The organism is Liquorilactobacillus mali KCTC 3596 = DSM 20444 (assembly GCF_000260415.1).
Lineage (GTDB): Bacteria > Bacillota > Bacilli > Lactobacillales > Lactobacillaceae > Liquorilactobacillus > Liquorilactobacillus mali.
Window position 1 is genome coordinate 124594 of the sequence record NZ_BACP01000026.1, and the last position, 12788, is coordinate 137381.

At 36.4% G+C, this 12788-nt stretch carries 11 protein-coding genes and 1 other RNA gene; 2 read left to right on the forward strand and 10 right to left on the reverse strand.

The annotated features are described in order from the left end of the window. Window positions 1–148: 148 nt before the first annotated feature. The 4 genes from GSM_RS04315 to GSM_RS04330 all read right to left on the reverse strand — a co-directional run bounded on the left by GSM_RS04315 (window position 149) and on the right by GSM_RS04330 (window position 2736). A complete protein-coding gene (locus tag GSM_RS04315; protein WP_003689879.1) occupies window positions 149–1288 on the reverse strand; it encodes a THUMP domain-containing class I SAM-dependent RNA methyltransferase in 1140 nt (379 codons plus the stop codon). A gap of 75 nt (window positions 1289–1363) precedes the next feature. Continuing rightward, an RNA gene (gene rnpB, locus GSM_RS14670) (RNase P RNA component class B) lies at window positions 1364–1739 on the reverse strand. Window positions 1740–1763: 24 nt separating this feature from the next. Continuing rightward, window positions 1764–2105 carry a cell division regulator GpsB gene (gpsB, locus tag GSM_RS04325; protein WP_003689878.1) on the reverse strand — a complete coding sequence of 114 codons (342 nt, stop codon included), beginning with the start codon at window positions 2103–2105 and terminating at the stop codon, window positions 1764–1766. Between the two features lie 67 nt (window positions 2106–2172). Then, window positions 2173–2736: an SLOG family protein gene (locus GSM_RS04330; protein ID WP_003689876.1), complete on the reverse strand. Its 564-nt coding sequence runs from the start codon at window positions 2734–2736 to the stop codon at window positions 2173–2175. Between the two features lie 143 nt (window positions 2737–2879). Here GSM_RS04330 and recU point away from each other — a divergent pair, with 143 nt between their 5' ends. After that, complete coding sequence (gene recU / locus GSM_RS04335) at window positions 2880–3497, forward strand: Holliday junction resolvase RecU (RefSeq protein ID WP_003689874.1); 618 nt, start codon at window positions 2880–2882, stop codon at window positions 3495–3497. A gap of 11 nt (window positions 3498–3508) precedes the next feature. Then, complete coding sequence (locus GSM_RS04340) at window positions 3509–5803, forward strand: transglycosylase domain-containing protein (RefSeq protein WP_003689872.1); 2295 nt, start codon at window positions 3509–3511, stop codon at window positions 5801–5803. 322 nt (window positions 5804–6125) lie between these two features. Here GSM_RS04340 and GSM_RS04345 read toward each other — a convergent pair whose 3' ends face one another. From GSM_RS04345 to gnd, 6 genes are all read right to left on the reverse strand, one after another. Further along, entirely contained in the window at window positions 6126–6812 is a 687-nt protein-coding gene (locus GSM_RS04345; protein WP_003689871.1) for a CPBP family intramembrane glutamic endopeptidase, read from the reverse strand. A gap of 20 nt (window positions 6813–6832) precedes the next feature. After that, entirely contained in the window at window positions 6833–7729 is an 897-nt protein-coding gene (locus GSM_RS04350) for a DNA/RNA non-specific endonuclease (RefSeq protein WP_003689870.1), read from the reverse strand. A 234-nt stretch (window positions 7730–7963) separates the two neighbouring features. Next, complete coding sequence (locus GSM_RS04355; protein WP_003689869.1) at window positions 7964–8629, reverse strand: class A sortase; 666 nt, start codon at window positions 8627–8629, stop codon at window positions 7964–7966. 243 nt (window positions 8630–8872) lie between these two features. Beyond that, on the reverse strand, window positions 8873–10420 hold the full coding sequence (locus tag GSM_RS04360) for a HAMP domain-containing sensor histidine kinase (RefSeq protein WP_003689868.1): 1548 nt from the start codon (window positions 10418–10420) through the stop codon (window positions 8873–8875). After that, a complete protein-coding gene (locus GSM_RS04365) occupies window positions 10417–11103 on the reverse strand; it encodes a response regulator transcription factor (protein ID WP_010077842.1) in 687 nt (228 codons plus the stop codon). The genes GSM_RS04360 and GSM_RS04365 overlap by 4 nt, the downstream gene beginning before the upstream one ends. Before the next feature lie 197 nt (window positions 11104–11300). Then, window positions 11301–12722, reverse strand: coding sequence for an NADP-dependent phosphogluconate dehydrogenase (gene gnd / locus GSM_RS04370; RefSeq protein ID WP_003689865.1), 1422 nt, complete (start codon window positions 12720–12722; stop codon window positions 11301–11303). Window positions 12723–12788 lie beyond the last annotated feature (66 nt).

Below are 12788 nucleotides of genomic sequence, written 5' to 3' on the forward strand. Positions count from 1 at the left end.
TTTTCTGCCAAATTATAATTATGTTTTCCTTATTTTATTCAATAAGCAGACTAGCACTTGACTAATTGTGGGAAAAGGACTAGAGCAAAAGTTTAATTTTGATCTAGTCCCTCTATCAATTCCATATAAAAATATGCTCATAAGCCAACTAGCGGTTGTTACGTTCCTTTTTCCCCCAGTATTGGAAGTAATCTGTCCGTAACGAACCATTATATAATTTACGTCTTTTCGTTGCCCTTTGACCATAAAATTTTTCAAATTCAAGGTCACTCGTAAGAATATACTTGCTCCAAGTAGTTAACTCTCTATATGTTTGCCCCATTTGCTTATACAACTCTCGCACAACCGTCTGATCACTTAAACGCTCACCATAAGGAGGATTGGCTACGATTACACCATTCTTCTTTTCAGTCCTGAAATCCTTCAATGCCAATTGTTTAAATTTAATGCTATGAAGAAGTCCAGCTTCCCTTGCATTAAGCTTCGCAATATCAATCATTTTACCATCAATATCATAACCAGCAATATCCAACTCAATATCATAATCAGCTTTTGAATCAGCCTCATCCCTAATTTGTTGAACTAATTCTTCTGGATGCCATCCCCAAGTCTCGCAAATAAAATCTCGGTTAAAACCAGGTGCAATATTATGCCCAATCATTGCGGCCTCAATTGGAATAGTTCCTGAACCACAAACAGGATCAACAAAAGGCATTTCGGGATACCAATGTGCCAGAAGTACCAATGCTGCGGCCATATTTTCCTTCAAAGGAGCTGGTCCCTTCTCAATTCTATAGCCTCTCTTAAAAAGACTTGAACCCGTTGTATCTAAAGTCAATAATACTTTGTCCTTATTGATTGCAACCTCTAAAGGAAATTTTGCTCCAGTTTCAGCAAGACGAGTTTTTCTATGATAAACCGTACTCATCTTATCAACGATTGCTTTTTTAACAATAGACTGTACATCTGGGACACTGTACAACTTAGATTTTTGTGATTTCCCAGCGACTGGGAATTCAGCATCCAACGGCAAATACTTGTCCCAAGGTAAAGCCTTGGTTTGCTCAAATAGTTCATCAAAAGAAGTAGCAGTGAACTCAGCGACTACAATTTTTATACGATCAGCTGTTCTCAACCATAAATTTGTCTTGATAATATCAGTAAAATCTCCACTAAATCTAACTCGACTATTTTCAACTTCAACATGATAACCAAGATGCTTGAGTTCATTTCCAACAAGAGACTCAATTCCCGCAGCAGCAGTCGCAATTAAATTATATTCTTCCATGTTCACCCATTCCTTTATAATTTCTTCAAAATAAAAAGGTTAGGAATAAACCTAACCCCTCCCTGAGATGTAGTCCTCTATAAGCCACGTTCCGTACGTCATTCAACACAGGATGTTGAAATCGGTGGTAATCATCTATCTCCAGACAAGTTTTACCCTATCTGCCCCCATGATTTGTTCATTTCCGTCATGAAGCGCCCCTACCAAAGTTTGGGTTACCTGCTCGTGGGGTTTACCGCGTTCCATCAATATTGTTTCCAATATTGCTTCGTCACTGTGGCACTTTCAAGACTACTCGGACATAGCAATTGCCTTAGTCCTTTTATCTGCCGTTACCCAAAAGGTACCTTGCCTTATTTTTTCAGCAAGCACGATCACTACAAGCATCTCAGCCTGTGCAAGCTTGGACTTTCCTCAGCCTACTCAAGGTAGACCGCGATTACCAGAGAACTACATCAAATACTTAAATAATTTACTAAAAGCGACTATCTCTATTTGCATCATCATTCAATTGTGCACCAAAAACATGACGCTCTAAATTAGATAAACGTTTTAAAATGTCCATGTTCGTAACATTAGATACTGGGCGACCAGTCTGACCACTTTTTCCAACAGCCAACTGTTTTGTTAATTCGTCCACCTTACTAACAAGACGATCATTTTCCATCTGCAAACGTTGTGTTTCTTTAGAATACGTCTCATAGTCCTTGATAACATCATCAAGAAATTCGTCTACATCTGCTGGATCATAGCCACGCATCTTAGGTTTGAAATTTTTATTTACAATATCTTTTGGCGTGAAATTTATCTTCTCCACAGCAATGCACCTCATATTCTTTAGAAAACTAAGTTTACAACTCTATTAATTATACCAAATATTACGATTATTGCAAATCATTTTCATTCTTTCTTTCAAAAAATTCCCTTGCTCCATTTTCAAGCCAATCCATATCAATAGTTACAATATTATACTCGTGCGTTTCTGCATATTTTTTTGCTGCTAATACATCATATTTGGGTTTACCTTCAAATTCTGAATCATATACGAGCAATGCTTCTTCGGTATGTTCAAGCATAAACTTTTGCCAATTTCGCAATTGTTGTGGAGATTTATACTCTTCGGAGCTAACTGTTGCGCAGAAATCGACTTGACCTTTTAAGAGTGCAAATGTCGCTTTTCGTTCTTCTTTCCATCTTGATTCAAAATCACTATATGGCAGCATCATTGCGACTTTAAGTTCGGGAAATTCTTTTTTCATTGAGCAAACAACTTCAGCAGTCATTTGTTCAATTCCAGATTGTCCACCAACAAGTACCCATTCAAGACCATCTTCTGCCTTTTGTCTAATTGCATCTTTTAATATGCTTTTTAGGACTTCGACTTTTGGATCAGAATCTTTATAAATATTTAATTCATAACTACGATATCCTGTAACCCACATACGCATTACTTATCCACTCCTATCGTAACTTGACTAATCATAAAACAAGAATAATATAAATAGCAAATATCATATTCATCAGAAATAATGCTTTTTTGCCAAGTGTTTGTGTTGTTGGTATAATAAGTCGAACGGGAGCGTGATGCGACATGGTTCTTAGATATCCAAACGGTAAAACTTATCAACCAATGCCCCAAAAAAAAATACGCAATAATAAGAATTCAAATATTATATTTGGCAACCGTGGAATGTCGTTGGAAGAAGAGATTAACCAAAGTAACCAGTACTATTTGCAACAAGGTATTGCTGTTATTCACAAGAAACCGATACCTATTCAAATTGTTCAGGTTGACTATCCGCAAAGAAGTGCCGCTGTGATCAAGGAAGCCTACTTTAAACAGGCTTCCACCACTGATTACAATGGTGTATATCGCGGTTATTATCTCGACTTTGAGGCAAAGGAGACACATAACAAGGCTTCTTTCCCACTCAGCAATTTTCATGAGCATCAAATTGCTCATATGAAAGCTTGTGTTGTCCAAAAAGGAATTTGTTTTACCCTTATTAAGTTTACTGCAACACAAGAAGTTTTTTTACTACCTGCTTCAATTCTCTTCGATTACTGGGACAATCAAGAAAAGGGTCGCAAGTCAATTCCCAAGAAAACTATTGTTAATGATGGATTTCAAATTAAGTATCATGTAACACCGCTTATCCCATACCTAAAAAGTATAGATAAGGTTATTGAAAATCTGTGTAATGCATAAAGGAGTAAATCATGAGTAGCAATCAGAATCCTAATAATTCAAGAGTAATGCGAAGAAAACGGCAGGCTATCAAGAAAAAAAAGCCTGCTGGCAAATTCAAAAAATTCTTTAAAAGATTTCTATTAACAATGTTAGTGCTTGTTGAAATTGTTATTGCAATTGGAGCCACAATATTCTTTGTATATGCAAAGGATGCTCCTTCTCTAAGTGAATCTCAACTTACGAGTGCGGGTTCGACTACCATCTACGATTCTAATGGTAAAATCATAACTCGTATAGGTACACAAAATCGAATCTACGTCAATAGTGATAAAATACCCCAGACTTTAAAAGATGCTGTTGTATCAATTGAAGATCGGCGCTTTTATAAGCATCATGGAATTGATCCCCTGCGTATAGCTGGCGCAGCACTCTCTAACATATCATCTTCCGGTCTGCAAGGAGGTAGTACACTAGATCAGCAGCTCATCAAGCTAGCCTATTTCTCAACTAGCTCGGCAGATCGAACTTTTAAGCGAAAAGCTCAGGAAGCTTGGTTGGCTCTCAAATTAGACAATACTTACAGTAAACAGCAAATCTTAACATTTTATATCAACAAAGTTTACATGGGAAATGGTGTTAAAGGGATGCAGACTGCTGCAAAATACTACTATAATAAGTCTCTAAGTCAACTAGATTTAGCCCAAACTGCCCTAATTGCTGGTATTCCGAATGCACCAACAGATTACAATCCAAATGCGAATCCGACGTTGGCTAAAAAACGTCGTGATGAAGTTCTCAGTGCAATGGTAGCAAATAAAAAAATCACGGCTGCGCAAGCTAAAAAGGCTAAAAGCGAGAGTATTACTCAAGGGTTGGTAAAAACTCATGAGAGCTCAACAAATACAACGGAAAAAGCAAAAGTAGCCGATGCCTACCTTAAACAGGTAATTCAAGAAGCTGAGGCAAAGGGATACAATCCATATAAAGGCAATCTAAAAATTTATACAAATTTAGATATGGATGCTCAGGAATATCTATATAAGCTTGCGAATACGAATGATAGTATCACATATCCAGATGATAAACTTCAGGTTGCATCAACTGTAGTTAATCCTAATAATGGTAAGATTGTTGCAATGATTGGTGGTCGGAAGAATGGTGACGTAACTTATGGTTTAAATCGGGCCGTTCAAACAGACCGCACAAATGGTTCCACTGCAAAACCTCTAATGGATTATGCACCCGCAATTGAATACTTGAGCTGGGCAACATATCACGAGCTGCAAGATACCAAGTATGTCTATCCTGGGACAAGTATCAATCTTTACGACTTTGATGATGAGTATCAGGGAGCAATAACAATGAGAAGTGCTCTGACCCAGTCACGAAATATTCCTGCAATCCGCGCTTTACAGGCAGTCGGTATTACGAAGGCACAAAACTTTATTAGCAAGCTTGGCTTCAACTATAAGAAAACACTCGAATACCAAAATGGAATCGGGTTGCCTTCTTCGACTCTCCAAAATGCGGCTGCGTATGCCGCATTTGCAAACGGCGGAACATATTATAAACCGCGTTATATTAATAAAATTACTTCGTCAGATGGTGAGTCTAAGAGCTACTCAAGTTCAGGAAAACAAGTCATGCAATCATCAACTGCCTACATGATTACGGATATGCTTAAGGACGTTATTACTAGTGCTAAAGGTACTGGACGCTATGCCAATATCAGTGGTTTGTATCAAGCTGGTAAAACAGGAACAAACTCTTATCCATCAGATGTTGCTTCCAAGTTTCCTAGCTCAGCTGATATGGATTCTTGGTTCAATGGATATACAAAGAATTATTCTATTTCGGTTTGGATTGGCTATGATCATCAGTACGAAACAGGTAATTATTTGTCGCAATCATCCGCAAGAATTGCCTCTTATTTCTATAAGTACGCAATGACGTATCTTGCTCAAGGAAAGCCAAATAAAAATTGGAAGAAACCAAGTAACGTCTACACAAAGACCGTCAATGGTGTTCGTGAACTTTATCTAGCTGGTTCATCTGACACTGTATCGTCGGATATTGAAAGTTCTAGTATCGCAAGCAGTGTCTTTAGCAGTTCAAGCTCAAGTTCGTCAAGTTCAAGCTTAAGCTCAAGTTCATCAAGTTCAAGCTTGCCTTCAAGCAGTACTGTTTCTTCCAGTGAATCTTCTGAAAGTAGTCTACCAGCTAGTTCGTCGGATTCCTTATCCAGTAGTTCATCGAGTTCAAGTTCTAGTTCTAGTTCTTCTAGTGTAACTAGTTCGTCGAGTCCAGAACAACGTAATAATTAATTAAGAAATAACCACCTGCCGGCTGTTCAGCTGTTAAATTAAAATTCCTCCATGATTTCTCTGACAATTATGGAGGAATTTTTGTTTACCCAGATTTAACTATCCAGCTATCGCTTTACACTATTCATAAAAAAGCTTTTTATTTTTAATAGAGGGTTAGACGGAGAATTTTGATCTATAGGATACGTATATCTGGAGTAAATAACAGGAGGTGCCAAGTCAAAAATTATTTTTTGACTGAACTCCTCCTGTTACTTCGATTTACTCATAATTTGACTATTTTTAAATTATTAACTTTGAAGAAAAAAACTGCTTCTACTTTTTACCAAATCATCATTAAAATTGGAATAAGTGCTATCAAATTATTAGTAGCATGGATTGCTATATTCAACTTAATATTGTCGTATTTCACATAGATAGCTCCTAAAATAATTCCCATTGTAACGTACATGAGTGCGCTAATAATTGTATCACTTGAATGTAGTAGCCCAAAAAGAAGTCCACTTATCAAGACTGCTGCCCAATTAATATTGAAAAACTTTAATTTGATAGTATTTATTATCAGTGCTCTAAAAAATAATTCTTCACAGATTGGGGCAAAGACCACTACCATCAAAACCATTGTCAATTTGACGGAATTTTGTTGAGAAAATAATTGCATAATCGCTGCATTATTTTCAGTTTGATTTTCACCATTAAACAAAAAATTTAGTATGCCTAAAATATATTCACTAAACAACAGCATCCCTATTCCCGCTAGATACTTCTTAAAAAAGCTACCAGAATGTCTCTGAAATGATTTTGTCCCCGTAACTTTCTGCAGTAATCTTAAAATTAACCAGATGGCCAAGATATATATAATTATTGTCAGTAAAAAGCCAAAATATTGCATCAATTCATTTTTATTTTTTAGTTGTAAAAGCAGACCAACTTGAGGTAGCATACATAATCCAAAGCCAATCAACAGAATTATGAGATACCCTGCCTTTTGAATGATTTTTTTCAACATATCCTCTATCCTCCTTTTTACTAATGAATCATTGCTTCACCTGTTGCATAATTAATTTCTATCCCACTTTGTACATTTGGGATGAATACATTAAAATCAATTGTTCCATCCATTGATTTTGCCTCAATATGTGTACCAGAAGGTATAATATTTTTACCGCTGTAGATATCTGTAACACGATAGCGAATATTTTTATTTTGATCTAACCCCTTTCTAACAATCGTTTCGTAATAGTTTTGACCTGTAGAGTAACTTGCTGCAGCTTCATTTGCCCATGCAGTCTGTGTAGCTATATTACGTTGATTTGATTCAGAAGCATCAAAACTAGCTATTCCGCCTACCAGAGCGTACCCGAGTAGATGTCCGCGATCATAAGCATGATTGTATGTACCTTGTAGATTTAAAAGCTGTTTAAAACCAGCCGGCTTCCATGAAGTTGCACCCTCATTTGTTTCATTCCTATTGCGATATTGTCTTGTTGTCTTATTCAGCCACGCATCACCCACGTTTGGCCTCCCCATACTGTCAACTGTGTTTATTGCATAAGGCGCGCTTCTGATGTTTGCATTCAATGTTGTTTTATTATTATTAATAACAAAGGCCCCTGCGTTATTCCAAACAATGTTATTTCCTAACTCTTTTCTTACATCTTGCAATAATACGGATTCTGCAAGTGCTTGACCTGGAACTGAATTCTTACCTGTTGAACTCGAATAATACGAAGAACTTGTTGCTGCCGAACTCTTATTGCTTGAATAACTTCTGGTAACAGAGCTTGTTTCTGTATTTCCTGTAATTCCACGATGTTCGTCATTGTCATTAGTTTGAGTTGCATATCCGATTAGTAGTGCAGCTACGACTGTTAAAATACTTACTAGAGAAATCGGTGTATTTTTTGTTTTTCTTCTTCTACTCACTTATTCCTATCCCCAACTCATTAAATTTCAAGCCATGGTACTAATATAAAAGTACCCGTAGTAAAAAGCTATCCCCAATTAAAAAACAAGAGATCTACAACAAAACAATTGTTTTGTGACATCTCCTTTTATTAGCTATTTATGACTGCTCTAAAAAAATCAATTCTCTATCTATCTTATTACTTACATTTGTGTCCCATCTTCAGACTTTTTCATTAAAACTTATTCACTTACTTATTCAAACATCTTTGCATTATTTTTTGTTACTTTCTCAACCTTTTGTAAATTACCTTGTAATAAGATTCTGAGCGGAGTATGTGCAACACCCTTGATTGGATCACAAGTAATCAATGTTACCATCTTTTTACCTGCCACATCGTCTATCACCTGAACTTGATATTTACTAATTGATTTGCGCACATTAATCTGGTACACATATACTTCTTTTCCATCTGTCAAATATACTTTATCTCCCACTTTTGCCTTAGCTAAAGGGGAAAATAAAATATTTGGGTTATTCATGTGATGGCCAGCTAAGGCATAATTACCAGTACCCATCTTCTGTTTGGCCTTCATTGTGCCAGCACCTCGTAATAAATTATTATTACTAATCCCGTAAAATATAGGTAGCTTTAGGTTAACAGCAGGAACAGCAATTTTCCCTATCATTCCAGTACTTTCCGACGTAAGGCTTGCCTTTACGACTCGTGACGCGCTAGCTGACTTAACCCTATTAAAATCAAAGGAACCCTTCTTTGCATGTTTTTGGCTGACACTTTTTTTTAGATCAGTTGTTGTCATTTTATTTACTAGCATGTCAGAAATCTGCTGATTAAAAACCAAAGCTAGTCCGATTATTACTAGTAAAATCTCAATAAACCACATCATCTTTTTTTTCATCTCTATAAAACTCCAACCTATCAAATTCTTTGATACTTAAAATAATAGCATACTACTTCACCCAACACATTTTTAATGCATTTAACCGTAACCAGATTATCCAAAAATCATTAAATCTATTTTTTACAAAAAAATTCATAAATCATTAATTTCAAAAAGCCACTACAACAGTAACATTTTTAAGAAACATGATGATTTATGAATTCTAAACTGAATAGTATCAATAATATCAGAAAAATTTGTTTATTTTTCAAGACTGTCATTTTTTTTAACAGTATCTTCTTTGGCTATAGGCAAAGATATTCTAAAAACCGAACCTCTTTCAATTACACTCTCAACCGTGATCTGTCCATGATACCCTTCAATTAACCTTTGGGCTATCGAAAGCCCTAATCCATTACCGCCCTTTCCACGACTACGAGCCTTATCAACACGGTAAAAACGATCAAAGACTTTCTGAATATTCTCCTTGGAAATACCTTCTCCGAAATCTTGAATAGCAATATTTACATATCTCTGGTCTCGTGAGACTGATAGATGCACTTCTTTACGATTCTTAGAGTACTTTACCGCATTATCCATCAAAATAATCAGTACCTGCTCTAAATGATTACGATATATCTTAACTGGAGTTCTGCCCTTTAAATCATCGTCCAGCAGAAAAACGAAATCAGGTTTAATCATCTTAAAGTTATTATAAACCTGCGAAACAATTTCACGGACATCTGCAACTTCTTTACCATATTGAATCTCAACTTGTTCAGCACGCGATAAATCCAGCATCTCCTGAACCAGACTTTTCATTCGATTGATTTCTTGAAGTGAAGCCGAAATTGACTCGGCCAAGACTTCTGGATCATCTTTTCCCCAACGATTCAATAGTTCCATGTGACCTTGAACAATTGCAACTGGGGTTCTCAATTCATGAGAAACGTCTTCAACAAACTGCTGTTGTTGTTCAATATATCGCTGCATTCGATCAAGCATATCATTAAAAAGCTGACTTAAATCGGATAGTTCATCATTTCGTTTAACAGTCTTAATCGGAACTCTAATATCAGCAATCGGATCGTCTTCATCTTCCTGATTAATCTTATCGATGGTATCATTTATCAAATCAATTGGTCGTAATAGCCAAGCAGACAAAGCATACTCAAGCATTGCACTTGCGATAGCGGCTGTAATTCCAAATACAAAGAATATTAGTCCTAACTTTTCTCGTGCATTATCATAATCACTCAAGCGATTGGTAACTTGAATATAACCAATTACTTTTTGTGTACTCTTCGCAACTACAGGTTTACGAATTATAAGAATGTTAACACCCTTAACCTTTTGAACCTCGGTACTATTAGTATCATCACTAATATTAAACTTAACCGGTAAAGATCTTGAAGCGAAAACTTCCTCGCCGTTTAAATTATAAATCCCGACACCAATATTTTTACGCGACAGTGTGACAAACACAGAATCTGAATACAAACTTGTCGGTCGATTTTTTTCCTGCTTGACTGTAGAAATATTTGAACCTAACTCACGTTTAGCACTGCTATTAGTTAATTCATTCTCTAAAGACGATAACCGCCCTTGTGCCACAGCTACCGCATCGCTAGCATATTGTCTTTCCTGCTGCAACATTAGGTTAGAGAAACTCTGAAATAATAAGATTGCAAAAACCGCAAAAATAAACAATACACCTATACTGGTGCCGATTGCCCATTTCAATTTAATTGAGAACCCTTTTTTAGATTTTTCTCTGGTTCTGAATAAAATTTTTTTCTTTTTCTTCACGAACGCATCACGTACCCTGTACCGCGAACAGTTTGAATATAACTTTCTTCATCTGGTCGATCAATTTTATTACGTAGGTAACGGATATAAACATCAACTACGTTTGTTTCAATTTGTGACTCATAGCCCCAAACCTTCTTCAGTAAGACATCCCGAGCAAGAACAACATTAACGTTCTCCATTAAAGCCAAAAGCAACTCATATTCTCTCTTGGTAAGTTCGATAATTTCATCACCACGACGAACTATGCGATTCTCCTTCTCAACTGTTAGGTCGCGATATGTTACCTTAGTTTGCTTAGAAGCATTTTGTTCGCTTTCAATATCAATTCTGCGAAGCAAAGCACGCAGGCGCGCTAATAGTTCTTCAATTGCAAAAGGCTTAACGATGTAATCATCTGCTCCATGATCAAGGCCTGATACTCTATCGATTACTGAGTCTCTAGCTGTCATCATAATTATCGGTGTATTTTTTGTTTGTCTAACACGTCGGCAAACTTCAAGACCATTTAGTTCGGGCAACATCAAATCTAGTAAAATGGCATCCCAATCGCTCTCTAATGCAGCATCCAATCCTGTCCGCCCATTATAATGAACCTCTGTCTCATAACCCTCATGTTGTAATTCAAGTTCCACAAACCTTGCAAGATTCTTTTCATCTTCAATAATCAGTATTCGATTCATAATCCACTCTCCTAGAAAATTATATAATAATATTATAATTTTTTTATTTAACAATAATCTAACACAAAACCAACTATTCCGCACTTTTTTGATAACTTTATTTTTTAATAATGCACAAAAAATCGATAGATTTATTTAGAAATCTATCGTTTTTTGACATTGCCTGCATATAACAATCCTACTATCTATTAGACAATTTATTCTTCGTGATACCATTCATAATGGAACATACCCTCTTTATCAGTTCTTTCATAAGTATGTGCCCCGAAGTAATCACGTTGTGCTTGAACGATATTAGCTGGTAAGCTAGCCGATCTATATTGATCAAAGTAAGTAATTGCTGCAGTAAATGCTGGAACGGCAACTCCTGCTTGAATAGCCAATGCTACAATTTCGCGAACAGCTGCTTGATACTTATCAGTAATTTTCTTGAAATAAGGATCAAGCATTAAGTTGTTTAACTTATCATTTTTGTTAAATGCATCTGTAATTTTTTGTAAGAATTGCGCACGAATAATGCATCCTTCACGCCAGATCATTGCTAATTCGCCATACTTAAGATTCCAATCATAATGTTCCGAAGCAACGCGCATTTGCTCGAATCCTTGTGCATAACTCATAATTTTACTAAAATACAAGGCTTCCCTGATTTTTTCAACCAAAGCTTTCTTATCAAGTTTTGTTGAATCAAAATCTGGTCCTTGCAAAACTTTGCTAGCCGCAATACGTTCGTCTTTCAAAGCAGAAATATATCTTGCGTATACTGATTCAGTAATCAATGATTGTGGCACACCAAGTTCAAGTGCACTCTGTGAACTCCACTTACCTGTTCCCTTATTGCCAGCACGATCAAGAATAACGTCAACAATCGGCTTGCCAGTACCCAAATCATCTTTACGTGTTAAAATTTCTGCGGTAATAGACATCAAGTAACTGTCAAGTTCGCCTTTGTTCCAATCGTTAAAAATATCCGCAATATCGTTAACTCCAAGTCCAAGGACATTCCTCAACAGATTATAACTTTCCGAGATTAGCTCCATGTCCCCATATTCGATCCCATTATGAACCATTTTTACATAATGACCTGCTCCGTTTGGCCCGATATAAGTTACACAGGGAGTACCATCCTCAGCCTTAGCAGCAATCTTATTCAGAATTGGCTCAACAAGCTTATAAGCCTCTACTTGTCCACCTGGCATCAATGATGGACCTTCAAGTGCGCCCTTCTCACCACCAGAGACACCCATGCCAATAAAGTTAATACCTGATTCATCCAATACCGCATTTCTGCGCATTGTATCTTCAAAAAAGGTATTTCCACCATCAATTAACACATCACCTTGGCTCAAATGTGGTAAAAGCTGTTTAATCAATCCATCTGTTGGAGCTCCAGCTTTAATCATCATAATAATTCGTCTAGGAGTCTCAAGAGAGGCAACAAAGTCTTCAATATTATAACTAGGTACAAGTTTCAAATCTGGATGGTCAGCAACGACCTTTTCCGTCTTTGAACCAGTCCTATTGTAAATTGCAACACTATAACCTCGACTTTCAATATTCAAAGCCAAGTTTTTCCCCATCACAGCCATTCCGACTACACCGATTTGTGGTTTATTCATTATTAAACCTCCTACAAATAATATTCTCTCCTAATGTTACCAAAAACAACTTAAAAGATAAAGACG

Excerpts from the sequence above, each read along its gene's own strand:
- GSM_RS04345 (WP_003689871.1), bottom strand. The coding sequence starts at position 6,812 with ATGTTGAAAAAAATCATTCAAAAGGCAGGGTATCTCATAATTCTGTTG.
- gnd (WP_003689865.1), bottom strand. The coding sequence starts at position 12,722 with ATGAATAAACCACAAATCGGTGTAGTCGGAATGGCTGTGATGGGGAAA.
- GSM_RS04340 (WP_003689872.1), top strand. The coding sequence starts at position 3,509 with ATGAGTAGCAATCAGAATCCTAATAATTCAAGAGTAATGCGAAGAAAA.
- GSM_RS04355 (WP_003689869.1), bottom strand. The coding sequence starts at position 8,629 with ATGAAAAAAAAGATGATGTGGTTTATTGAGATTTTACTAGTAATAATC.
- GSM_RS04315 (WP_003689879.1), bottom strand. The coding sequence starts at position 1,288 with ATGGAAGAATATAATTTAATTGCGACTGCTGCTGCGGGAATTGAGTCT.
- GSM_RS04365 (WP_010077842.1), bottom strand. The coding sequence starts at position 11,103 with ATGAATCGAATACTGATTATTGAAGATGAAAAGAATCTTGCAAGGTTT.
- GSM_RS04330 (WP_003689876.1), bottom strand. The coding sequence starts at position 2,736 with ATGCGTATGTGGGTTACAGGATATCGTAGTTATGAATTAAATATTTAT.
- recU (WP_003689874.1), top strand. The coding sequence starts at position 2,880 with ATGGTTCTTAGATATCCAAACGGTAAAACTTATCAACCAATGCCCCAA.